31 protein-coding genes are annotated in these 20229 nt (G+C 68.1%); all 31 read left to right on the forward strand.

The window, feature by feature from the left end:
• Positions 1-90: EF-Tu C-terminal domain-related protein (locus CBQ26_RS15660; RefSeq protein WP_216360381.1), on the forward strand; the 90-nt coding region annotated here is incomplete at its 5' end.
• Positions 91-95: 5 nt separating this feature from the next.
• Complete coding sequence (rpsJ, locus tag CBQ26_RS15665; RefSeq protein ID WP_014685998.1) at positions 96-419, forward strand: 30S ribosomal protein S10; 324 nt, start codon at positions 96-98, stop codon at positions 417-419.
• Entirely contained in the window at positions 416-1036 is a 621-nt protein-coding gene (rplC, locus tag CBQ26_RS15670) for a 50S ribosomal protein L3 (RefSeq protein WP_088249576.1), read from the forward strand. The genes rpsJ and rplC overlap by 4 nt, the downstream gene beginning before the upstream one ends.
• A 3-nt stretch (positions 1037-1039) precedes the next feature.
• Positions 1040-1651 (forward strand): 50S ribosomal protein L4, encoded by a 612-nt coding sequence (gene rplD, locus CBQ26_RS15675; protein WP_088249577.1) that lies wholly within the window; start codon positions 1040-1042, stop codon positions 1649-1651.
• Positions 1648-1935 carry a 50S ribosomal protein L23 gene (locus tag CBQ26_RS15680; RefSeq protein WP_055362773.1) on the forward strand — a complete coding sequence of 96 codons (288 nt, stop codon included), beginning with the start codon at positions 1648-1650 and terminating at the stop codon, positions 1933-1935. The genes rplD and CBQ26_RS15680 overlap by 4 nt, the downstream gene beginning before the upstream one ends.
• Before the next feature lie 13 nt (positions 1936-1948).
• The gene (rplB, locus tag CBQ26_RS15685; RefSeq protein ID WP_088249578.1) at positions 1949-2782 is read left to right on the forward strand and encodes a 50S ribosomal protein L2; all 834 of its coding nucleotides are present in this window, start codon (positions 1949-1951) and stop codon (positions 2780-2782) included.
• A 12-nt stretch (positions 2783-2794) separates the two neighbouring features.
• On the forward strand, positions 2795-3082 hold the full coding sequence (gene rpsS / locus CBQ26_RS15690; RefSeq protein ID WP_055362774.1) for a 30S ribosomal protein S19: 288 nt from the start codon (positions 2795-2797) through the stop codon (positions 3080-3082).
• On the forward strand, positions 3079-3477 hold the full coding sequence (rplV, locus tag CBQ26_RS15695) for a 50S ribosomal protein L22 (RefSeq protein WP_088249579.1): 399 nt from the start codon (positions 3079-3081) through the stop codon (positions 3475-3477). Before rpsS ends, rplV begins: the two co-directional genes overlap by 4 nt.
• A complete protein-coding gene (gene rpsC / locus CBQ26_RS15700) occupies positions 3477-4220 on the forward strand; it encodes a 30S ribosomal protein S3 (RefSeq protein WP_088249580.1) in 744 nt (247 codons plus the stop codon). The genes rplV and rpsC overlap by 1 nt, the downstream gene beginning before the upstream one ends.
• On the forward strand, positions 4220-4645 hold the full coding sequence (gene rplP / locus CBQ26_RS15705) for a 50S ribosomal protein L16 (RefSeq protein ID WP_088249581.1): 426 nt from the start codon (positions 4220-4222) through the stop codon (positions 4643-4645). The genes rpsC and rplP overlap by 1 nt, the downstream gene beginning before the upstream one ends.
• Entirely contained in the window at positions 4632-4835 is a 204-nt protein-coding gene (gene rpmC / locus CBQ26_RS15710) for a 50S ribosomal protein L29 (protein ID WP_088249582.1), read from the forward strand. The genes rplP and rpmC overlap by 14 nt, the downstream gene beginning before the upstream one ends.
• Positions 4832-5116: a 30S ribosomal protein S17 gene (rpsQ, locus tag CBQ26_RS15715; protein ID WP_088249583.1), complete on the forward strand. Its 285-nt coding sequence runs from the start codon at positions 4832-4834 to the stop codon at positions 5114-5116. The genes rpmC and rpsQ overlap by 4 nt, the downstream gene beginning before the upstream one ends.
• Complete coding sequence (rplN, locus tag CBQ26_RS15720) at positions 5113-5517, forward strand: 50S ribosomal protein L14 (RefSeq protein WP_022800312.1); 405 nt, start codon at positions 5113-5115, stop codon at positions 5515-5517. Before rpsQ ends, rplN begins: the two co-directional genes overlap by 4 nt.
• Positions 5517-5864, forward strand: a complete 348-nt coding sequence (gene rplX / locus CBQ26_RS15725; RefSeq protein ID WP_055362779.1) for a 50S ribosomal protein L24 — start codon at positions 5517-5519, stop codon at positions 5862-5864. Before rplN ends, rplX begins: the two co-directional genes overlap by 1 nt.
• Before the next feature lie 94 nt (positions 5865-5958).
• Positions 5959-6498: a 50S ribosomal protein L5 gene (gene rplE, locus CBQ26_RS15730; RefSeq protein ID WP_088249585.1), complete on the forward strand. Its 540-nt coding sequence runs from the start codon at positions 5959-5961 to the stop codon at positions 6496-6498.
• A 9-nt stretch (positions 6499-6507) separates the two neighbouring features.
• The gene (locus CBQ26_RS15735; protein ID WP_088249586.1) at positions 6508-6693 is read left to right on the forward strand and encodes a type Z 30S ribosomal protein S14; all 186 of its coding nucleotides are present in this window, start codon (positions 6508-6510) and stop codon (positions 6691-6693) included.
• Positions 6694-7057: 364 nt separating this feature from the next.
• A complete protein-coding gene (gene rpsH, locus CBQ26_RS15740) occupies positions 7058-7459 on the forward strand; it encodes a 30S ribosomal protein S8 (protein ID WP_088249587.1) in 402 nt (133 codons plus the stop codon).
• Between the two features lie 100 nt (positions 7460-7559).
• Positions 7560-8117, forward strand: coding sequence for a 50S ribosomal protein L6 (rplF, locus tag CBQ26_RS15745; RefSeq protein ID WP_088249589.1), 558 nt, complete (start codon positions 7560-7562; stop codon positions 8115-8117).
• The gene (gene rplR / locus CBQ26_RS15750) at positions 8117-8455 is read left to right on the forward strand and encodes a 50S ribosomal protein L18 (protein ID WP_055362784.1); all 339 of its coding nucleotides are present in this window, start codon (positions 8117-8119) and stop codon (positions 8453-8455) included. Before rplF ends, rplR begins: the two co-directional genes overlap by 1 nt.
• The gene (gene rpsE, locus CBQ26_RS15755) at positions 8445-8966 is read left to right on the forward strand and encodes a 30S ribosomal protein S5 (RefSeq protein WP_280522606.1); all 522 of its coding nucleotides are present in this window, start codon (positions 8445-8447) and stop codon (positions 8964-8966) included. Before rplR ends, rpsE begins: the two co-directional genes overlap by 11 nt.
• Entirely contained in the window at positions 8963-9130 is a 168-nt protein-coding gene (gene rpmD, locus CBQ26_RS15760) for a 50S ribosomal protein L30 (protein WP_088249592.1), read from the forward strand. The genes rpsE and rpmD overlap by 4 nt, the downstream gene beginning before the upstream one ends.
• Positions 9127-9597, forward strand: a complete 471-nt coding sequence (rplO, locus tag CBQ26_RS15765; protein ID WP_088249593.1) for a 50S ribosomal protein L15 — start codon at positions 9127-9129, stop codon at positions 9595-9597. The genes rpmD and rplO overlap by 4 nt, the downstream gene beginning before the upstream one ends.
• On the forward strand, positions 9598-10917 hold the full coding sequence (secY, locus tag CBQ26_RS15770) for a preprotein translocase subunit SecY (protein ID WP_088249594.1): 1320 nt from the start codon (positions 9598-9600) through the stop codon (positions 10915-10917).
• Positions 10918-11081: 164 nt separating this feature from the next.
• Positions 11082-11675, forward strand: coding sequence for an adenylate kinase (locus CBQ26_RS15775; RefSeq protein ID WP_088249595.1), 594 nt, complete (start codon positions 11082-11084; stop codon positions 11673-11675).
• A 233-nt stretch (positions 11676-11908) separates the two neighbouring features.
• Positions 11909-13216: an SWIM zinc finger family protein gene (locus CBQ26_RS15780; protein WP_088249596.1), complete on the forward strand. Its 1308-nt coding sequence runs from the start codon at positions 11909-11911 to the stop codon at positions 13214-13216.
• Positions 13213-14628 (forward strand): DUF5691 domain-containing protein, encoded by a 1416-nt coding sequence (locus CBQ26_RS15785; RefSeq protein ID WP_088249598.1) that lies wholly within the window; start codon positions 13213-13215, stop codon positions 14626-14628. The genes CBQ26_RS15780 and CBQ26_RS15785 overlap by 4 nt, the downstream gene beginning before the upstream one ends.
• Entirely contained in the window at positions 14625-15281 is a 657-nt protein-coding gene (locus tag CBQ26_RS21485; protein WP_143342173.1) for a DUF2336 domain-containing protein, read from the forward strand. Before CBQ26_RS15785 ends, CBQ26_RS21485 begins: the two co-directional genes overlap by 4 nt.
• Positions 15278-16369: an ATP-binding protein gene (locus CBQ26_RS15790; protein WP_088249599.1), complete on the forward strand. Its 1092-nt coding sequence runs from the start codon at positions 15278-15280 to the stop codon at positions 16367-16369. The genes CBQ26_RS21485 and CBQ26_RS15790 overlap by 4 nt, the downstream gene beginning before the upstream one ends.
• Complete coding sequence (locus CBQ26_RS21490; RefSeq protein WP_143342174.1) at positions 16370-16873, forward strand: hypothetical protein; 504 nt, start codon at positions 16370-16372, stop codon at positions 16871-16873.
• Positions 16870-19047 (forward strand): DUF5682 family protein, encoded by a 2178-nt coding sequence (locus CBQ26_RS15795; protein ID WP_088249600.1) that lies wholly within the window; start codon positions 16870-16872, stop codon positions 19045-19047. The genes CBQ26_RS21490 and CBQ26_RS15795 overlap by 4 nt, the downstream gene beginning before the upstream one ends.
• On the forward strand, positions 19044-20225 hold the full coding sequence (locus CBQ26_RS15800) for a VWA domain-containing protein (protein WP_088249601.1): 1182 nt from the start codon (positions 19044-19046) through the stop codon (positions 20223-20225). Before CBQ26_RS15795 ends, CBQ26_RS15800 begins: the two co-directional genes overlap by 4 nt.
• Positions 20226-20229: the final 4 nt, after the last annotated feature.

The raw sequence follows: 20229 nt of genomic DNA on the forward strand, positions 1-20229 counted from the left end.
CCGATCGCGATGGAAGAAGGCCTGCGCTTCGCCATCCGCGAAGGTGGCCGCACCGTCGGCGCCGGCGTCGTCGCCAAGGTCCTGGAGTAATCGACATGGTTGCCCCCAAGATCCGTATCAAACTTCGTGGCTTCGACCACAAGGCGCTTGACCAGTCCGCCAGCAAGATCGTGGACACGGTCCGGCGCACCGGAGCGGACGTGAGCGGCCCCGTGCCCCTCCCCACCCGCATCCGCCGCTTCTGCGTGCTGCGCAGCCCCTTCGTCAACAAGGACAGCCGCGAGCACTTCGAGATCCGCACGCACAACCGTCTGGTGGACATCATGAACCCCACCAAGAAGACGATTGACAGCCTGATGACCCTCGACCTGCCCACCGGCGTCGACATCGAGATCAAGACCGTCGGAGGCCGCGCATGAAAGGCATCCTCGGCACCAAGATCGGCATGACCCAGATCTGGAAAGGCGACCGCGCCGTTCCCGTGACGGTCGTCCTGGCTGGCCCGTGCCCCGTCGTGCAGCGCAAGACCGCGCAGACCGACGGCTACGAGGCCGTGCAGATCGGCTACGCCCCCAAGCGCGAGAAGAGCGTCAACAAGCCCGCGCTGGGTCACTTCAAGAAGGCCGGGGTCAGCCCCGTGCGCTTCCTGCGTGAATTCCGCGACTTCAACCCCGAAGGCGACACCGTCAGCATCGACATCTTCGCCGAAGGCGAGAAGATCGACGCGACCGGCACCAGCAAGGGTAAAGGCTTCCAGGGCGTCATGAAGCGCTGGAACTTCAAGGGTGGTCCCGCCAGCCACGGTTCCAAGAAATGGCACCGTCGCCCCGGTTCCATCGGCCAGCGCAAGACGCCCGGCCGCGTGTACAAGGGCAAACGCATGGCCGGCCACATGGGCATGGAGCGCATCACCGTCCAGAACCTGGAAGTGGTCGAGATCCGCGCTGACGAGAACATCATTCTGGTCAAGGGCGCCATCCCCGGCGCCAACGGTGGACTCGTCGTGCTGCGCCAGGCTGCCAAGGGAGGCAAGTAAGACATGGCGCAGATCAACGTCATCGGCAAGAACGGGGGCCGTACCATCGACCTCGAACTGCCGGAAGTGAACAGCGGCGTCCTGCACGACGTCGTGACCTGGCAGCTCGCCAGCCGCCGCCGCGGCACGGCCAGCACCAAGACCCGCGCTCAGGTGAGCGCGACCGGCAAGAAGATGTTCAGCCAGAAAGGCACCGGTAACGCCCGTCACGGCGACCGCAGCGTCCCCACCTTCGTGGGCGGCGGCGTGGCCTTCGGGCCCAAGCCCCGCAGCTACGGCTACACCCTGCCCCGCAAGGTCCGCCAGCTGGGCCTCGCCATGGCCCTGGCCGCCCGCCAGGACGAAGGCAAACTGGTCGCAGTGGACGGCTTCGACGTCGACGGCAAGACCAAGAACTTCGTCGCCTGGGCTGCCCAGAACGGCATGGACGGCAGCGAGCGCGTGCTGATCGTCACCGACGACGCCCAGACCCGTCAGGCCGCGCGCAACGTCGCGTGGGCCACCGTGATGCCCGTCGCCGGTCTGAACGCCTACGACATCCTGCGCCACGAGCGCCTGGTGATCGACGCGGTTGCCCTGGAGCCCGCGCAGGAAGAAGAAGGGGAGCAGGCATGAGCCACTACGACATCCTTCAGCAGCCCGTGATCAGCGAGAAGGCCTACGCCGGCATGGAACGCGGCGTGTACACCTTCTGGGTGAGCCCCAAAGCCACCAAGACCGACATCAAGAGCGCCGTCCAGAAAGCGTTCGGCGTGACCGTGATCGGCATCAGCACCATGAACGTCCCCGGCAAGCGCAAGCGCGTCGGCCGCTTCATCGGGCACCGCGCCGACCGCAAGAAGGCCATCGTGCGTCTCGCCGAAGGCCAGAAGATCGAGGCCCTCGAAGGCCAGGCCTAAGGAGAGATTGAACATGGCCGTCAAGAAATACCGTCCGTACACCCCCAGCCGTCGCCAGATGACGACTGCGGACTTCAGCGGACTGACCAAGAAGCGCCCCGAGAAGGCGCTCACCACCGCCCTCCCCAAGACCGGCGGTCGTAACAACCGTGGCCGCATCACCAGCCGATTCATCGGCGGTGGCCACAAGCGCCTGTACCGCATCATCGACTTCAAGCGCCGCGACAAGGCCGGCGTGACCGCCAAGGTCGCCGCGATCGAGTACGATCCCAACCGCAGCGCCCGCATCGCCCTGCTGCACTACGCCGACGGCGCCAAGCGTTACATCCTGGCTCCCGAAGGCCTGCAGGTCGGCGCGACCGTGAACGCCGGACCCGAAGCCGAACCCAAGCTGGGCAACGCCCTGCCGCTGCGCTTCGTGCCGGTCGGTGCCGTCGTCCACGCCGTGGAACTCGTGCCGCAGAAGGGCGCCCAGCTCGCCCGCAGCGCCGGCACCAGCATCCAGGTGCAGGGCAAGGAAAGCGACTACGTGATCCTGCGACTGCCCAGCGGTGAGCTGCGCCGCGTGCACAGCGAGTGCTACGCGACCATCGGCACCGTCGGCAACGCCGAGCACAAGAACATCAACCTCGGTAAGGCCGGCCGCAGCCGCTGGCTCGGACGCAAGCCCCACCAGCGTGGTAGCGCCATGAACCCCGTGGATCACCCCCACGGCGGTGGTGAAGGCCGCACCGGTGCCGGCCGCGTGCCTGTGTCCCCCTGGGGCCAGCCCGCCAAGGGTCTCAAGACCCGCAAGAAGCGCAAGAACAGCGACCGCTTCATCATCACCCGCCGCGGCGGGAAGTAAGGAGGGTAGGACATGCCCCGTAGCCTCAAGAAAGGCCCGTTCGTGGATGACCACCTCCTGAAGAAGGTCGACGTCCAGAACGAAAAGAAAGACAAGCGCGTCATCAAGACCTGGTCGCGCCGCTCCACCATCGTCCCCGAAATGATCGGTCACACCATCGCCGTCCACAACGGCAAGCAGCACGTTCCCGTCTTCGTGAACGAGCAGATGATCGGCCACAAGCTCGGCGAGTTCAGCCCCACCCGCAGCTACCGCGGCCACGGCGCTGACAAGAACGCCAAAGGGAGCAAGAAGAAATGACCGCTCCTGAATTCCGCAACAAGAAGCAGCGCAAGCAGAACGTCAAGCTGCGCACCCCCGGCAAGGCGATCGCCAAGTACGTGCGCATCAGCCCCCGCAAGGTCCGCCTCGTGGTCGACGTGATCCGTGGCAAGAGCGTCCGTGACGCCGAAGACCTGCTGCGCTTCATCCCCCGCGCCGCCAGCGAGCCCGTCGCCAAGGTGCTGAACAGCGCCAAGCACAACGCGCTGCACAACGACGAGATGCTCGAAGACCGCCTGGTCATCACGGCCGCCTACGTGGACGCCGGACCGACCCTCAAGCGCCTGATTCCCCGCGCCCGTGGCAGCGCGAACATCATCAAGAAGCGCACCAGCCACATCACCATCATCGTGGGCGAGAAGGGGAACAAGTAATGGGTAACAAGATCAACCCGAACGGCTTCCGCCTGGGCATCACCCGCGGCTGGAACAGCCGCTGGTACGCCGGCAAGAAGCAGTACGCCGGTCTGCTGAAAGAAGACGAGAAGATCCGTAACCTCGTCGGCAAGAAGCTGAACGCCGCCGGTATCGCCCGCATCGAGATCGAGCGCGCCGGCCAGCAGGTCAACGTGATCATCAGCGCCGCGAAACCCGGCATCGTGATCGGCAAGGGTGGGGAGTCCATCAAGGAACTCCGCCAGGACATCGAGAAGCTCGTGTCTGCCGGCACCGTCGCCGTGAACGTCGCCGAGATCCCCAACCCCAACATCAGCGCCCCGCTGGTCGCCCTGCGCATCGCCGAGCAGATCGAACGCCGCTTCGCGTTCCGCCGCGCCATGAAGCAGGCCGCGCAGCGCGTGATGGAATCCGGCGCCCGTGGCGTCAAGATCATCCTGTCCGGTCGACTCGGCGGCGCCGAGCAGGCCCGCACCGAGATGGTCCGCGAAGGCCGCGTGCCCCTGCACACCCTGCGCGCCGACATCGACTACGGCACCGCCCGCGCCGAGACCACCTACGGCTCGCTGGGCATCAAGGTCATGGTCTTCACCGGTGAAGTCATCGGTGGCCGCACCGAGACCTTCGCCCGCCCCCAGCGCCGCAACGATGAGCGCCGCCCCGAAGGCGACCGCCCCAACCGCCGCCGCCCCGCCGCGCGGCGCCGCCCCGGAGGTGAGTGATGCTTCTTCCCAAGCGCACCAAATTCCGTAAACAGCACCGCGGCCGGATGACCGGCGACGCCAAAGGCGGCGACTACGTCGCGTTCGGCGACTACGGCCTGATCGCCCTGGAACCCGCGTGGATCAAGAGCAACCAGATCGAAGCGTGCCGTATCGTCATGAGCCGTCACTTCCGCCGCGGCGGTAAGATCTACATCCGCATCTTCCCCGACAAGCCCGTCACCAAGAAACCCGCCGAAACCCGAATGGGTAAAGGTAAGGGCGCCGTGGAGTACTGGGTCAGCGTCGTCAAGCCCGGCCGCGTGATGTTCGAAGTGTCCGGCGTGACCGAGGTGCAGGCCAAGGAAGCCTTCCGCCTGGCCGGTCACAAGCTGCCCATCCAGACCAAGATGGTCAAGCGCGAGGTCTACGATGAAGCCCAGTGAGATGCGTAACCTGAAGGCCGACGATTTCGCCCGTGAAATCGACGCCCGTAAGAAAGAACTGATGGAGCTGCGCTTCCAGGCCGCCACCGGCAACCTGGCCCAGCCCCACCGCGTGACGCAGCTGCGCCGCGAAGTCGCCCAGCTCAACACCATCCGCGCCGAGCTGAGCAAGCAGGGAGAGCAGGCATGAAAAAGACCTTTACCGGCGTCGTCGTGAGCGACAAGGCCGACAAGACGGTCAGCGTCAAGGTCGAGCGTCGCTTCGCCCACCCGCTGTACGGCAAGGTCGTGACCCGCAGCCACAAGTACGCTGCGCACGACGAGAACAACGAGTTCCGCGTGGGTGACCGCGTCGAGATCCTCGCGGTGCGTCCCATCAGCAAGACCAAGACCTGGAAGGTCACCAAGCTGATCGAGCGCCCCCGCGGCATCGAGACCACCGCCGTGGAAACCGAAGGGGGTAACGCATGATCATGCCTCAATCCCGCCTCGACGTGGCGGACAACAGCGGCGCCCGCGAGATCATGTGCATCCGCGTGCTGAACAGCGGCATCGGCGGCAAGGGCCTGACGACCGGCGGCGGCGGTAACAAACGCTACGCCCACGTCGGCGACATCATCGTCGCTTCCGTCAAGGACGCCGCCCCCCGCGGTACCGTCAAGGCCGGCGACGTCGTCAAGGCCGTGGTCGTGCGCACCAGCCACGCCATCAAGCGTGCCGACGGCAGCACCATCCGCTTCGACAAGAACGCGGCCGTCATCATCAACAACCAGGGCGAGCCCCGCGGCACGCGCGTCTTCGGGCCGGTCGCCCGTGAACTCCGCGACCGCCGCTTCATGAAGATCGTCTCCCTGGCCCCGGAGGTGCTGTAATGCCCCGTCCCAGCGCTGGTAGCCACCACGGCGACAAGCTGCACTTCAAGAAGGGTGACACCGTCATCGTTCTGAGCGGCAAGCACAAAGGTCAGACCGGCAAGGTCCTCCTCGCCCTGCCCCGCGACCAGAAGGTCGTCGTGGAAGGCGTGAACCTCGTCACCAAGAACGTCAAGCCCAGCCCCGCCAACCCCCAGGGTGGGCAGGAGCGCCGCGAGCTGGCCCTTCACGCCAGCAAGGTCGCCATCGTCGATCCCGAAACGGGCAAGGCGACCCGCATCCGCAAGACCATCGTGGACGGCAAGAAAGTCCGCGTGGCCGTCGCGAGCGGCAAGAACATCGACTGAATCCACTCCGGGCCGCGCCGCCCCCACCGCGGGGCGCGCAGCGGCCTGAGCGGCGCTCTCTGAAAAACTGGGAGACCGCTCGAAGGAACCCACCATGCAGCAACTGAAAATCAAGTACAACGAGCAGGTCCGCCCGGCGCTGATGCAGCAGTTCGGCTACTCCAGCGTGATGGCCGTGCCCCGCATCGAGAAGATCGTTGTGAACGAAGGCCTGGGCTCCGCCAAGGAAGACAGCAAGGCGATCGACAAGGCCAGCAAGGAACTCGCGCTGATCACCCTGCAGAAGCCCATCGTCACCAAGGCGAAGAAGAGCATCAGCAACTTCAAGCTGCGTCAGGGCATGCCGGTCGGCATCAAGGTCACGCTGCGCGGCGAGCGCATGTACGTGTTCCTCGACAAGCTGATCAACATCGGCCTGCCCCGCATCCGTGACTTCCGCGGAGTGAACCCCAACGCCTTCGACGGCCGCGGTAACTACAACCTTGGCATCAAGGAGCAGCTGATCTTCCCGGAAATCACCTACGACATGGTCGACAAGGTGCGCGGGATGGACATCACGATCGTGACCACCGCGAAAACCGACGAAGAAGCCCGCGCGCTCCTCCAGGCCATGGGTCTGCCCTTCCGGAAATAAGGAACTGATATGGCGAACACCTCGAAAGTTGTCAAGGCCGCGCGCGGCCACAAGTACGCCGTGCAGAACTACAGCCGTTGCAGCCGCTGCGGCCGCGCCCGCGGGTACTACCGCTTCTTCGGCCTGTGCCGCATCTGCATCCGCGAGATGGCACACAAGGGCGAACTGCCCGGCGTAAAGAAAAGCAGCTGGTAAGCACCCCCTTTCTGTTCTGAACACTCCCCCCGGCGACGGGGGGTTGTTCGTTTTGGCCAGCCTGCGGTCGTGATCAGTGGACCGCGCGTGACCAGACAGGGCGGGCATTGCCAGGGGCGGCCGGCATCTGATACACTCTTTTCTTGCCGCACCCTGTGCGGTGTTCGTGCTGTGCCCCCCTGGATACGAACCACTCCGCTTGAGCGGTGATCGTCCAGAGGCGGATTCCAACCCAACAGAAGAATCGGCGGCCGTCTGGACCGCCAGCCACTTCACGAGGGGAGCCTAGCGCCCGGCATCAGACAGATGCGGGGCCACCTGCCGGGGCGCGCGTGCCCGACACGCCGACCCCTGGAGGAGATACATGCTGAGTGATCCTATCGCCGACATGCTCACGCGCATCCGCAACGCGACGCGCACCTTTAAGGAGACCGTGGACATCCCGGCCTCCAAGTTCAAGGAAGAACTGGCCAAACTGCTCGTGCAGGAAGGCTACGTTGCGTCCTACGAGCGCCTCCTGCCCGAAGGGCAGAAATTCGACGTGCTGCGTCTGACCCTGAAGTACGGGGCCAAGCGCGAGCAGGTCATCAAGCACATCGAGCGCATCAGCCGCCCCGGCCGCCGCGCGTACGTGAGCGCCGAGAACCTGCCCCGCGTGCAGCGTGGCCTGGGCGTTGCCGTGGTCTCCACGAGCAAAGGCCTGCTGGCCGACCGCGACGCCCGCAAACAGGGTGTCGGCGGCGAAGTCATCTGCGTCCTCTGGTAATCCCCGCACTGCGGTAGGATTCCAGCGCGCACGAGATCTCACCTGACCTCGGACGCCGCACGGCGGAACGTCCGAACTTAAGGAAGAAGGAGGACATCCCATGTCCCGAATTGGTAAACAGCCGATCGCCGTTCCCAGCGGCGTGACCACGAGCGCCGCTGGCGGCGTCTTCAAGGTCAAAGGCCCGAAAGGCGAACTGACCGTTCCCTACAACCAGGAACTGACCATCAAGCAGGACGGCGACCAGCTGCTCGTCGAGCGTCCCAGTGACCAGCAGCGTCACCGCGCGCTGCACGGCCTGACCCGCACCCTGGTGGCCAACGCCGTCAAGGGTGTCAGCGACGGCTTCACCATCAACCTGGAACTGAAGGGCGTGGGTTTCCGCGCCAAGCTCGCCGGGAAGAACCTCGAACTGACCATCGGCTACAGCCACCCGGTCATCATCGAGCCCCCGGCCGGCGTGACCTTCACGGTCCCCGAGCCCACCAAGATCGACGTGAGCGGCATCGACAAGCAGCTCGTCGGTCAGGTGGCCGCCAACGTCCGCAAGGTGCGTAAGCCCGACGCCTACCACGGCAAGGGTGTTCGCTTCGCCGGCGAGAAAATCGCCCTCAAAGCTGGTAAAGCCGGTGCCACCGGCGGGAAAGGGAAGAAATAATGGCTGCCCAGACGACCGTGCGCCGCAAGCTCCGCGCCCGCCGCAAAGTGCGGCAGGCCGCCGGAGAGCGCCTGCGCCTCAGCGTGTTCCGCTCCAGCAAGCACATCTACGCCCAGATCATCGACGACAGCAAGGGCACGACCGTTGCTGCGGCCAGCAGCGCCGCCGTCAAGACCGGGACCAAGACCGACACCGCCGCCGCCGTGGGCAAGGCCCTGGCGGAAGCCGCTGTCGCCAAGGGCGTCAGCAAGGTGGTCTTTGACCGTGGCCAGTACCGCTACCACGGACGCGTGAAAGCGCTCGCAGACGCGGCGCGGGAGGGTGGCCTTGACTTTTAACCGACGCAACGACCGCATGGAGCGCGAAAGCAGCGAATTCGAAGAGAAGATGCTGTTCGTCAACCGCACCAGCAAGACCTACCAGGGTGGTCGCCGGTTCCGCTTCGCTGCTCTCGTGATCCTCGGCGACCGCAACGGCCGCGTGGGCATGGGCATCGGCAAGGCGAAGGAAGTGCCCGTGGCCATCGAGAAGGCCAAGAGCATCGCCCGCAAGAACATGATCAGCGTGCCCGTCGAGAACGGCACGATCCCCCACGACATCGTGGGCGTGAACAGCACCAGCCGCGTGCTGCTCAAGCCCGCAGGCCCCGGTACCGGTGTGATCGCCGGCACCGTGCCCCGCTCCATCGCTGAACTGGCGGGCATCACCAACATGCTCAGCAAGGAACTCGGCAGCCGCAACAAGGTGAACGTGGCGTACGCCGTGTTCGACGGCCTGAAGAACCTCCGCACCGCCAAGCAGGTCCGTGCCCTGCGCGGCGAGGCGCAGCCCACCGGAGGCGCCCAGTGAAAATTACCCTCAAGCGCAGCGTCATCGGCCGCCCTGGCTACCAGGTGAAGACCGTTCAGGCGCTGGGTCTCAAGAAGATCGGCGACAGCCGTGAAGTCAGCGACAGCCCGGCCGTCCGCGGCATGGTCAAGACCGTCAAGCACCTCCTGGAGGTGGAAGCGTGAAGCTCCACGAACTCAAACCCCACGCTGGCAGCCGCAAGGACCGCAAGCGCGTCGGTCGCGGCCCCGGCGGCACCGACAAGACCGCCGGTCGCGGTCACAAGGGCCAGAAGAGCCGTAGCGGCGCCGGCAAGGGCAGCTACTTCGAAGGTGGCCGCAGCACGCTGATCAGCCGCCTGCCCAAGCGCGGTTTCAACAACGTGGGCGTGACCTTCGAAGTGGTGAACCTGGCCAGCCTCGACATGATCGAGGACGCCGTCACCACCATCGACCGCAACACGCTGGAAATTGTGGGCCTCGTGCGCCGCAAGAACCGCCCCGTGAAACTGCTCGGCAACGGTGAACTCAGCCGCGCCCTGACCATCCACGTCGACGCGGCCAGCGAAGGCGCGGTCAAGGCCGTGGAAGCTGCCGGCGGCAAGGTCATCCTGCCCGCCGCGAAGACGGAAAGCGCCGAGAAGGCGGAGTAAATGCTGCGCGCCTTCCGCGACGCTTTCCGGATTCCGGATCTCCAGCGGAAGATTGTCTTCACCCTGCTGCTCCTGGCGGTGTACCGACTCGGGAGTGCAATTCCCACTCCCGGCGTCAACACCGCCGCACTTGAACAGGCCACCTCGGGTGGCCTTTTCGGGTTGATCAGCCTGATCTCGGGTGGCAATCTTTCGCAGTTCTCGATCTTCGCGCTGGGCGTGCTGCCGTACATCACGGCCAGCATCGTCATCCAGCTGATGACCACCACCATTCCCGCCCTGGAGAAACTCTCCAAGGAGGGCGAGGAAGGCCGCAAGAAGATCAACCAGTTCACGCGCTACGCCGCCGTGGGCCTGGGCACCGTGCAGGCGGTGTTCTTCTCGCTGTACATCACCTCGCAGCCGCAGTTCCTGGCGCCCGGCTGGGACGCCGGGTTCTTCACGCTGTTCGTGATGGTCCTGACCCAGGTGGCCGGGATCGCCTTCACGATGTGGATCGGGGAGCGCATCACGGACGTCGGCATCGGGAACGGCATCAGCCTGATCATCACGGCCGGGATCATCGCGGTGTACCCGCGTGAGATCGCCGCGACCGCGCAGCTGCTGCGCACCGATCAGGTGCAGATCCTGTCGCTGGTGGCCTTCGCCGCCGTGATCCTGGTGACCATCGCCGGGATCGTGTACGTGTACCAGGCCGAGCGCCGGGTGCCCGTCACGTACGCCCGCGCGCGGGCCGGCGCGGCCGGTCAGGCACGCGGCGCGGGTCAGGCCACCTGGCTGCCCATCAAGGTGAACCAGGCGGGCGTGATTCCCGTGATCTTCGCGTCGGCGGTGCTGATCATCCCGAACCTGATCGCCACGGCCACCGTGGAACGCGCGCCGGACGTGAACGCGTTCATCCAGACGAACCTGACCTTCGGACAGCCGCTGTACATGGCCGTCGAGGCGCTGCTGATCTTCGGGTTCACGTACCTGTACAACAGCGTGCAGTTCGACCCCAAGCGCATCGCCGAGCAGCTGCGCGAGGCAGGCGGCTTCATTCCGGGTGTCCGTCCGGGCACGCCGACCGCCGAGTTCCTGGGCACCATCAGCGGCCGCCTGAGCCTGTGGGGCGCGACCTTCCTGGTGGTCCTGACGATCATGCCGCAGCTCGTGCAGAGCGCGACGGGCATCACGACCTTCCAGTTCTCCGGAACGGGCCTGCTGATCATCGTGGGCGTGGCGCTCGAGACGCTCAAGCAGCTCGAAGCGCAGCTCACGGTGCGCCGCTACGACGGGTTCATCAGCAAGGGCCGCATCCGTGGCCGCCTGAACAACTGACCCCGACCGCTTCCTGCAACCGCCTGCCATTCGCGCAGGCGGTTTTTTCATGTGCGACCCGCGCGGGGCGGTCTCGTTACCTGCGGGGGTACAGGGCCGGACTGAGCAGGGACGCCCCGCACTGCGCCGGAGCCTTTATCCTGAGTGTCTAACGGAGGGAAAGTGTGACTGGACAGAAGAACAACGTCGTGATCTTCCTCGGGCCTCCCGGCGCCGGCAAGGGAACCCAGGCGGAACGACTGGCGCAGGACCGGGAGCTCGTGAAGATCAGCACCGGCGACATCCTGCGGGATCACGTGAAACGCGGCACCGAACTGGGGCAGCAGGTCAAGCCCATTCTGGACGCCGGGAAACTGGTGCCGGACGAGATCCTGATCGCGTTGATCCGCGACCGGCTGGCCGACATGGACAGCGTGCGCGTGATCTTCGACGGGTTCCCCCGCACGACCGCGCAGGCCCAGGGGCTGGACATGCTGCTGGAGGAACTGGGTGCGCCCGTGAACGCCGTGCCGCTGCTGGAGGTGCCGGACGAGGTGCTGATCGAGCGGATCGTGGAGCGTGGCCGTCAGGCGGCCGAGCGGGGCGAGGCGGTGCGCAGCGACGACACCGAGGAGGTGGCGCGCCACCGTCAGAACGTGTACCGCGAGCAGACGCAGCCGCTGATCGACTACTACTCGGCGCGTGGGCACCTGTACCGCGTGGACGGTGTGGGCGGCATGGACGAGGTCTACGACCGGATCGTGGCTGGCCTGAAGTAAGGGCCGGGACCGGGGGGCCGGGGGTGACGCGCAGGACGGCCGTCGCTCCCGGCCCTCTGCTGTGGCTGCGCCCTGACTGGGGTGGCCCTGCCAGGAGTGAGCGCTGGCAGGAGTGAGCCCTGGCGGGGTGCCGGGCGGCTTGCCTGCCAACGGTGAATGCGTTACATTACGCCAGTAACGTAATTCATCTCCGGGGTTCTGAGTTGCCTGCTGGACCCGTGAAAGGAAGGCCCATGACCCCCACCCCGCTGACCGCCGACGCTGTCCTGGCCCTCGCGCCCGACGCCGCCAGCGCCCAGGCCGCCCGCAGACTCGCCGCGCCCGGCAACTGGCCGACCCTGAACGCCCCGGCCAGCAGCCTGTGGGGCGAATGCCAGGGCAGCGGCCGCACCCCCTACCTGACCGGCGTGGACCTGAGCGGCCCGGCACCGACCACCCCCGCCTTCAAGTGCTCGTGCCCCAGCCGCAAACTTCCCTGCAAGCACGCCCTGGCCCTGCTGCTGCTGCACGCCACGCACGCAGACAGCTTCGGACAGGCCGCGCCCCCCCAGAGCCTGCAGACGTGGCTGGACGGCCGCGCCGCGCGGGCCGCCACGACCACCCCCGTCACCGCCGCGCCCGACCCCGCCGCGCAGGCCAAGCGCCGCGCCGCCCGCGAGAAGAAGGTCAGCCTGGGCCTGGACCAGTTGCAGACCTTCCTGAAAGACCTGATCCGCGACGGCCTCGCCCACGCCACCGCCCGCCCGTATAGCGACTGGGATACCCAGGCCGCCCGTCTCGTGGACGCCCAGGCGCCCGGCGCGGCCCGACTGGTCCGGCAGATTCCCGACCACCTGTCCGACCCCGCCGCGCTGCTGGCTCACCTGGGCCGCCTGTACCTGCTGACCGAGGCGTGGCCGCGCCGCGACACCCTGTCGGGCGCCCAGCAGGCGGACCTGCGCGCCGCGCTGGGCTTCCCGATCGACTCGGCCGGCGTCCTGGCCGGCAGCGGCCTCCAGGCCCGCTGGCAGGTCATGGGGCAGAGCGTCACCGAGGAAGACACCCTGAGTACCCGCCGCACCTGGCTGACCAGCGGCGACCACACCGCCCTGCTGCTGGACTTCTCGGCCGCCGGACGGCCCTTCCCGCCCGCCCTGCCCCCCGGCGTGACCCTCCAGGCCGAGGTCTGCCACGCCCCCGGCACCGTCCCGCAACGCGCCCTGCTGCGCGGCGAGGCCACCCCCACCCGCCCGGAAGCGCCCCCGCCGGGCCTCACGCTGGACGCCCTGCTGGACAGGCACGGCGCGGCCCTCGCCCTGAACCCCTGGCTGGAACGCACCGCGCACCTGACCGGCCCGCTGCACATCGTTCCCGGCGACCCCTGGCACGCGCAGGACCACACCGGCCGCCTCCCCATGAGCGGCCGCAACCCCACCCTCCTCGCCCTGAGCGGCGGTCACCCCGTCACCCTGTACGCCGAATGGAACGGCGAGACCCTGACCCCCCTGAGCGCCCTGCACGCGGGCACGCTGCACCCCCTGCGGGCGGTGAGCGACGCATGAACCACCCCGACGCCCTGCTCGCCCTGGCCCTGATCGGCACCGCCCGCGGCCCCCTGCCCACCCCCGGCCCGGACGCCCTGGCGGGGGCCGCCGCGCAGGTCACCCGCCCCGACCCCGAAGGCACCCTGCTGGCCCGCGCCGCCCTGCACGCCCTGGCGCACGCCGCCGGCCGCCGCCCCGACCCCCCCGGCGACCAGCCCGACCCCGCCCCGCCCGAAACCCTCCCCGAACTTCCGGCCCGCGCCGCCCGGCACCTGCCCACCGTGATCCGCACGCCCCTCCTGAACGAATGGCTGACCCTCTGCGCCCAGGGTGGATGGCGCGTTCCGCACGCCCTCCTGCCGGACCTCCTCGACCACGCCGCCACCAGCTACAACAGCCACCTGCGCCCGCTGCTGACCCCCGTGCTGGGCGAACGCGGCCACTGGCTGGCCCGCCTGCACCCCGACTGGGCCAGCCTGTCCCCCAACCCGGACAGCTGGGAGGCCACCACGCCCGCCGGACGCGAGGACCTGTGGCGCCGCCTGCGCGAACACGACCCGCAGGCCGCCCGCGAGCTCCTGCAACGGCGCCTGGACAGCGAACGCGCCGACACCCGCCGCCGCCTCCTGACCGCGCTGCTCGACACCCTGACCGACGACGACCACCCACTCGAACCGCTGCTGGACACCCTGACCACCGACCGCAGCGCCGACACCCGCACCCAGGCGTGCGCCGCCCTGCACCGCCTGCCCCGCAGCGCCCAGAACGCCCGCAACGCCGCCCGCCTCGCTGCCCTGTTCGGCGGCACGCCCCCCACCCCCGACGACCACGCCACGCGCGACGGCCTGCCCGACCCGCCCGGCCAGAACACCCCGGCCCTGCTGGCCCACCTGCTGGCACACACCCACCCCGACACCCTCTTGACCGCCCTGAACACCACCCCCGCCGCCCTGACCGCCCTCGCCCGGCAGCACGACCAGCTCCAGCCGCTCGCGCAGAACGCCGTCACCACCCACCACACCCCACTCGCCGCCGCACTCCTGACCGAACTGCCCACCCACCCCCAACTGCTCCAGGTCGGACCTCCCGAAACGCTGGCCGCCGCCCACACCCAGGCCATGAACGACCGCGACCTGGAACGCCTGCTGACCCTCCTCGACCCGCACCCCGGCCCCTGGACCCCCGACCTGAGCGCCGCCCTCCTGACCACCCTGCACGCCACCTGCCCCACCCGCCACCACGCCGCCCACACCCACCGCTGGGAACAACTCGCGGAACTCGCCGCCACCCGCGCCCACCCACACACCCTCCACCCCGGCCCACTGCCCGACGACGCCACCGAATGGGCCCCCCAGACCATGGGCAAGCTCCAGGCCACCCTGGACCTCAGACAGCAACTCTGGACCGACTTCGGGAAGGAGAGAGGATGACCCTGGACTGGAAAGCACTGAAACGGGAAGCGCGGAAGCTGGGCACCTCCGCAGAAAGACTGGCGGAGCTGGCGAGGATCTCTCCTGATCTGGCAAGAGAAGTCGCCCGCGCCCAGAACACTCCCCCGCAAGTTCTGGAAGTTCTGGCCAGGACATCCGACTCCCGAGCAGTCCTGGCAGTGATGAGCAACCCGAACACACCGCCAGCACTGCTGATGGAACTTGCAAGCAGCCAGGACACGGAACTCCTGCTGGCCATCGCGGGAAACAGGAGCACTCCTCCCGAAGTGCTGAGGAAGCTTTCTGAACGATGTCACCGGAGGATGGCGGACCGTCTCGCCGCCAATCCAGCGACCACTCTGGACGTTCTGGAAGCCATCGCTGAGCGAGTCACCTGCCTGACCACCATGGGTCTGGAGATTCTCGTGGGGTACGGAGACAACGCCCCCTGTCCAAATCTGGATAAGACCGCCTCAGAGCTGATCAAGGGTATGGCCCTCACGGAATTGATCCCTGGCGGCGCGGCCCGCCGGCTGCTGAGCCACCCATCGCCAGAAGTCAGGCAGACCCTCTCCAGGCACATCGAAAAAGTAGCGCGATCAGTCCGAACTGAGATTCAATATCACCTGACACAACTAGGAGCCCACCCATGACCACCCCTGATTCCACCGTCCTCCGTCAGCACGCCGAGCAGGCCTACGCGCACGAACTGTCGGCCCTGGCCGCGCACGACGACCGGCCCCGTCCGCCCCGCTGGAACCTCTCGCCGCACGCCGTCCTGACGTACCTGATGGGCGGCACGCTGAAAGACGGCACCGAGATCACCCCCAAGTACGTGGGCGAACGCCGCCTGATGGAGATCGCCGTCGCCACCCTCGCCACGGACCGCGCCCTGCTGCTGATCGGCGTGCCCGGCACCGCCAAGAGCTGGGTCAGCGAACACCTCGCCGCCGCGATCAGCGGCACCAGCACCCTGCTCGTGCAGGGCACCGCCGGCACCAGCGAGGAAAGCGTGCGCTACGGCTGGAACTACGCCCGCCTGCTCGCCGAGGGTCCCAGCGAGGCCGCCCTGGTCGAGAGTCCCATCGTGCGCGCCATGCGCACCGGGAAGATCGCCCGCCTGGAAGAACTGACGCGCGTGCAGAGCGACGTGCAGGACACCCTCATCACCATCCTGTCCGAGAAGACGCTGCCCATCCCGGAACTGAACGCCGAGGTGCAGGCCGTGCAGGGCTTCAACCTGATCGCCACCGCCAACAACCGCGACAAGGGCGTCAACGATCTGAGCAGCGCCCTCAAGCGCCGCTTCAACACCGTCATCCTGCCCGTCCCCGACAGCCTCGACGACGAGGTCAGCATCGTCACCCGCCGCGTCGCGCAGCTTGCCACCAGCCTCCACCTTCCCGCCCAGCCCCCCGCGCTGGAGGAAGTCCGCCGGATCGTTACCGTGTTCCGCGAACTGCGCGCCGGAGCCACCGAGGACGGCAAGACGAAACTCAAGAGCCCCAGCGGCAGCCTCAGCACCGCCGAAGCTATATCCGTCGTCGGCCACGGCCTCAGCCTCGCCGCGCACTTCGGGAACGGCCACCTCACCGCCCACGACGTCGCCGCCAGCCTCGTCGGAGCCGTCGTGAAAGACCCCGTGCAAGACGCCGTCATCTGGCGCGAGTACCTGGAAACCGTCGCCAAGAAACGTGACGACTGGAAAGATTTCTATAAAGCCTGCCGGGCGGTGAGCTGAATGGTAGACATGCCTATAGATGCTCCTCTGCTTATCGCTGGCGACATTGAGATTGATAATTCGAGTAATAAAAGGACGGCGCGTACAGCTGCCCTCCTGATCATGCGACAGCTCGAACACTGTCACGAACCCACTACTGAAGAGAGAGCCACTATATGTGTTGCCTTCGCTCGTAAGGGGAAGCCGGTTTATGGAAAGGCCTTCGATCTCTTCCAGATATCCGCTCAGTACCCAAGATCTACTGATGGTATTGAACAAGCTATTCACCACGAGGATCTCAGGCTGCTTGAGGTTAAATCTACCGGACGAGCGAAAATCGACGATGATTTCTCTGGATATTTTTTCTCGCTCTCTACTGCTGAATTGCTGGTAGCCCAGGCTTTAGGAGAGCTGTATCAGTTCGCCTTCTACAACACCACAACTAAGACCCTGAAGCTGCATACGTTGAATGAGATTTACAAGAAGGCAAAAGGCGTCTACCCGACTTGGAGTATCAGGTTTTGATCTCCATTTTCCCCATCCGTCATCACGGCCCCGGCTCGGCCCGTAGCCTTGAGCACGCGCTGTCGCAGCTCGACCCGGATGTGGTGCTGGTCGAGGGGCCGTCCGATGCGGATTCCGTGCTGCCGTTCCTGGCGCAGTCGGAGATGACGCCGCCCGTGGCGTTGCTGGGCTACGTGAACGACGATCCGGCGCGGGCCTCGTTCTGGCCGTTCGCGGCGTTCAGTCCGGAGTTCGTGGCGTTCCGCTGGGCGGCGCGGGCGGGGGCGCAGGCGCGGTTCATGGATCTTCCGGCGTCGGTGACCCTGGCGGGCGAACGTGGGGACGACGAGTCGGACGACCTGCACAGCGATCCCCTGCGGGTGCTGGCGGAGGCGGCCGGGTACGCGGATTTCGAGCGGTGGTGGGAGACGCTGGTCGAGGCGCGCGGCGACGATTTCGAGGTCTTTGACGCGATTGGCGAGGCCATGCGGGCGGTGCGGGCGGACGCTCCGGCCCCGGTGGGCCGGGAGGCGCAGCGTGAGGCGTGGATGCGGCAGGCGATCCGCGCGGCCGTGAAGGGCGGGGCGGGGCGGGTGGCGGTGGTGTGCGGGGCGTGGCACGCCCCCGCGCTGGACGTGGCGGCGTTCAAGGCGAAGGACGACGCGGCGATCCTGAAGGGGCTGCCGAAAGCGAAGGTCACGTTGACCTGGGTGCCGTGGACGCACGGTCGCCTCAGCACGGGCAGCGGGTACGGTGCGGGCGTGCGGTCGCCGGGGTACTACCATCACCTGTTCACGACGCGGCGGGACGTGACCGAGCGCTGGTTCGCGCGGGTGGCGCGGCTGCTGCGTGAGGAGCGGCTGGAGGCGAGCAGTGCGTCCGTGATCGAGGCGACGCGGCTGGCGAACACCCTGGCGGCCCTGCGCGGGCGGGCGCTGCCGGGCCTGGACGAGCTGAACGAGGCGGCCCTGAGCGTGTTCGGCTGGGACAGCGACCTGCCGCTGCGGCTGATCGAGCGGCAACTGGTGGTGGGCGAGGCGCTGGGCCGGGTGCCGGAGGGCGTGCCGACCGTGCCGCTGGCGCAGGATCTGGCGCGACTCCAGAAGCGGCTCCGGCTGAAGGTGCAGCCCGAGCAGCTGGAGCTGACGCTGGACCTCCGCACCGACAACGATCTGGCCCGCTCGGTGCTGTTTCACCGCCTGAACCTGCTGGGCGTGCCGTGGGCGCAGGAACGCTACGCGGGCGGGCGCGGCACCTTCCGGGAGGCGTGGACGCTGGCCTGGAAACCCGAGTTCAGCGTGCGGCTGGTCGAGGCGAGCCGCAGCGGGCAGACGGTGCAGGACGCGGCGACCGCCGTGGCGACCGACGCCGCCCGGAACGCGGGCACGCTGGCGGAACTGACCACCCTGCTGGAGGTGGTGCGGTACGCCGAGCTGGACGGCGCGCTGCCGGCAGCACTCGCGGCGCTGGACGCACGGGCCGCCGGGAACGCGGACGTGAGCGACCTGCTCGGGGCCCTGCCGCCCCTGGCGCGACTGGCGCGTTACGGGGACGTGCGCGGCCGGGACGGCGAGGCGAGTGCCCTGGCTGGGGCGACGTTCCGGACGCTGCTCACGCGGGCGGGTGTGGGCCTGCCGCTGGCGGCGGTGAGTGTCGCGGACGACGCGGCCGCCGCGCTGCGCGGGCATGTCGGCGGCGCGGACGGGGCAGTGCGGCTGCTGGGCGACCCGGACGCCCAGACCGGATGGCACGCGGCGCTGGCCCGCCTGTCGGACCGGGAGGACGCCCACCCGCTGCCGGTCGGGGATGCGGTCCGCCGCCTGCGGGACGCGGGACTGCTGGACGGCCCGCAGGTCGAACGCCGACTGGCCCGCGCCCTCAGCGGACGGCCGCCGGAGGTCACGGCGTGGCTGGACGGGTTCCTGGGGGACAGCGGCGCGCTGCTGGCGCACGATCCGGCGCTGCTGGGCCTGCTGGACGACTGGCTGACCGGCCTGGACGACGCCACGTTCACGCAGACGCTTCCGCTGCTGCGGCGGGTGTTCTCGCGCTTCGAGCCGCCGGAACGCCGCGCGGTCGGCGAGGCCCTGCGCGGCGGGGGCGCAGCGGCCCGAGGCCCGCAACGCGAGCTGCACGAGGAACGGGCGCTGCGGGTCGTGCCCGTGGTGCTGCGACTGCTGGGGGTGAACGCATGACGCAGGACATGGAACGTCGCCGCCGCTGGCGGCTGGTGCTGGGCGGCGCCGAGGCGGACGGCCTGGGCGGTGACGGCGAGGGCACGCCGCTGAAGCTCTCGGCGCTGGACCGGCGCATGGACGACGCCCTGGGCGGCCTGTACGACGCGGCCGGGCCGCGACGGGGCGGGCTGGGCGCGAGTGCGCCCAGGGTCGCGCGCTGGCTGGCGGACCTGCGGGAGTTCTTCCCGGCGGACGTGGTGCGGGTGTTGCAGGCGGACGCCATCGAACGCCTGGACCTGCAACAGCTGCTGTTCGAACCCGAGATGCTTGACGGGGTCGAGCCGGACGTGAACCTCGTGGGGACGCTGCTGACCCTGAAGGGCGTGATGCCGCAGCGGGCCAGGGACGCCGCGCGGGCGGTGGTGCGCCGCGTGGTGGACGACCTGACGCGCCGTCTGGAGGAACCCACCCGCGCCGCCGTGACCGGCAGCCTGAGCCGCGCGCAGCGGAACTTCCGGCCGCGTCCGGCCGAGATCGACTGGGCCCGCACGATCCGCGCGAACCTGAAGACGTACCAGCCGGACCGGAACACCGTGATTCCCGAACGGCTGGTCGGGCACGGGCGGCGGCGCCGCAGTCTGCGGGACATCGTGCTGTGCCTGGATCAGTCGGGCAGCATGGCGAGCAGCGTCGTGTACGCCGGGGTGTTCGGCGCGGTGCTGGCCAGTCTCCCGGCCGTCACGACCCGCGTGGTGGTGTTCGACACGGCGGTCGCGGACCTGTCCGAGCATCTGGACGACCCGGTGGACGTGCTGTACGGCATTCAGCTGGGCGGCGGTACGGACATCAACCGGGCGCTCGCGTACTGCCAGGGGGTCATCCAGCGGCCCGAGCAGACCGTGATGGTGCTGATCAGCGACCTGTTCGAGGGCGGCAACGAGCGTGAGATGCTGGCCCGCGCCCGCGCGCTGAAGGACAGCGGCGTGCAGCTGATCGCGCTGCTGGCCCTCTCGGACGACGGCACGCCCAGTTACGACCATGGCGTGGCGCGCGCCCTGGCGGGCATGGGCATCCCGGCGTTCGCCTGCACGCCCGACCACTTTCCCGGCCTGATGGCCGCCGCCATTCGCGGGGACGACGTGGGCAGCTGGGCGGGCGAACAGGGACTCGTGGTGCGTGGGGGCGGCGTAGGCTGAGCGC

This window comes from Deinococcus indicus, assembly GCF_002198095.1.
GTDB classification, from domain to species: Bacteria; Deinococcota; Deinococci; order Deinococcales; family Deinococcaceae; genus Deinococcus; species Deinococcus caeni.

Excerpts from the sequence above, each read along its gene's own strand:
- rplN (WP_022800312.1), top strand. The coding sequence starts at position 5,113 with ATGATCATGCCTCAATCCCGCCTCGACGTGGCGGACAACAGCGGCGCC.
- rplD (WP_088249577.1), top strand. The coding sequence starts at position 1,040 with ATGGCGCAGATCAACGTCATCGGCAAGAACGGGGGCCGTACCATCGAC.
- CBQ26_RS21490 (WP_143342174.1), top strand. The coding sequence starts at position 16,370 with ATGGTAGACATGCCTATAGATGCTCCTCTGCTTATCGCTGGCGACATT.
- rplC (WP_088249576.1), top strand. The coding sequence starts at position 416 with ATGAAAGGCATCCTCGGCACCAAGATCGGCATGACCCAGATCTGGAAA.
- CBQ26_RS15780 (WP_088249596.1), top strand. The coding sequence starts at position 11,909 with ATGACCCCCACCCCGCTGACCGCCGACGCTGTCCTGGCCCTCGCGCCC.
- CBQ26_RS15680 (WP_055362773.1), top strand. The coding sequence starts at position 1,648 with ATGAGCCACTACGACATCCTTCAGCAGCCCGTGATCAGCGAGAAGGCC.
- CBQ26_RS15785 (WP_088249598.1), top strand. The coding sequence starts at position 13,213 with ATGAACCACCCCGACGCCCTGCTCGCCCTGGCCCTGATCGGCACCGCC.
- rplX (WP_055362779.1), top strand. The coding sequence starts at position 5,517 with ATGCCCCGTCCCAGCGCTGGTAGCCACCACGGCGACAAGCTGCACTTC.
- CBQ26_RS15800 (WP_088249601.1), top strand. The coding sequence starts at position 19,044 with ATGACGCAGGACATGGAACGTCGCCGCCGCTGGCGGCTGGTGCTGGGC.
- rplV (WP_088249579.1), top strand. The coding sequence starts at position 3,079 with ATGACCGCTCCTGAATTCCGCAACAAGAAGCAGCGCAAGCAGAACGTC.
- rpsS (WP_055362774.1), top strand. The coding sequence starts at position 2,795 with ATGCCCCGTAGCCTCAAGAAAGGCCCGTTCGTGGATGACCACCTCCTG.
- rplP (WP_088249581.1), top strand. The coding sequence starts at position 4,220 with ATGCTTCTTCCCAAGCGCACCAAATTCCGTAAACAGCACCGCGGCCGG.
- rpsQ (WP_088249583.1), top strand. The coding sequence starts at position 4,832 with ATGAAAAAGACCTTTACCGGCGTCGTCGTGAGCGACAAGGCCGACAAG.
- CBQ26_RS15735 (WP_088249586.1), top strand. The coding sequence starts at position 6,508 with ATGGCGAACACCTCGAAAGTTGTCAAGGCCGCGCGCGGCCACAAGTAC.
- CBQ26_RS15790 (WP_088249599.1), top strand. The coding sequence starts at position 15,278 with ATGACCACCCCTGATTCCACCGTCCTCCGTCAGCACGCCGAGCAGGCC.
- rpsJ (WP_014685998.1), top strand. The coding sequence starts at position 96 with ATGGTTGCCCCCAAGATCCGTATCAAACTTCGTGGCTTCGACCACAAG.
- rpsH (WP_088249587.1), top strand. The coding sequence starts at position 7,058 with ATGCTGAGTGATCCTATCGCCGACATGCTCACGCGCATCCGCAACGCG.
- rplE (WP_088249585.1), top strand. The coding sequence starts at position 5,959 with ATGCAGCAACTGAAAATCAAGTACAACGAGCAGGTCCGCCCGGCGCTG.
- rplB (WP_088249578.1), top strand. The coding sequence starts at position 1,949 with ATGGCCGTCAAGAAATACCGTCCGTACACCCCCAGCCGTCGCCAGATG.
- secY (WP_088249594.1), top strand. The coding sequence starts at position 9,598 with ATGCTGCGCGCCTTCCGCGACGCTTTCCGGATTCCGGATCTCCAGCGG.
- rpmC (WP_088249582.1), top strand. The coding sequence starts at position 4,632 with ATGAAGCCCAGTGAGATGCGTAACCTGAAGGCCGACGATTTCGCCCGT.
- rpsC (WP_088249580.1), top strand. The coding sequence starts at position 3,477 with ATGGGTAACAAGATCAACCCGAACGGCTTCCGCCTGGGCATCACCCGC.
- rplF (WP_088249589.1), top strand. The coding sequence starts at position 7,560 with ATGTCCCGAATTGGTAAACAGCCGATCGCCGTTCCCAGCGGCGTGACC.
- rplR (WP_055362784.1), top strand. The coding sequence starts at position 8,117 with ATGGCTGCCCAGACGACCGTGCGCCGCAAGCTCCGCGCCCGCCGCAAA.
- CBQ26_RS21485 (WP_143342173.1), top strand. The coding sequence starts at position 14,625 with ATGACCCTGGACTGGAAAGCACTGAAACGGGAAGCGCGGAAGCTGGGC.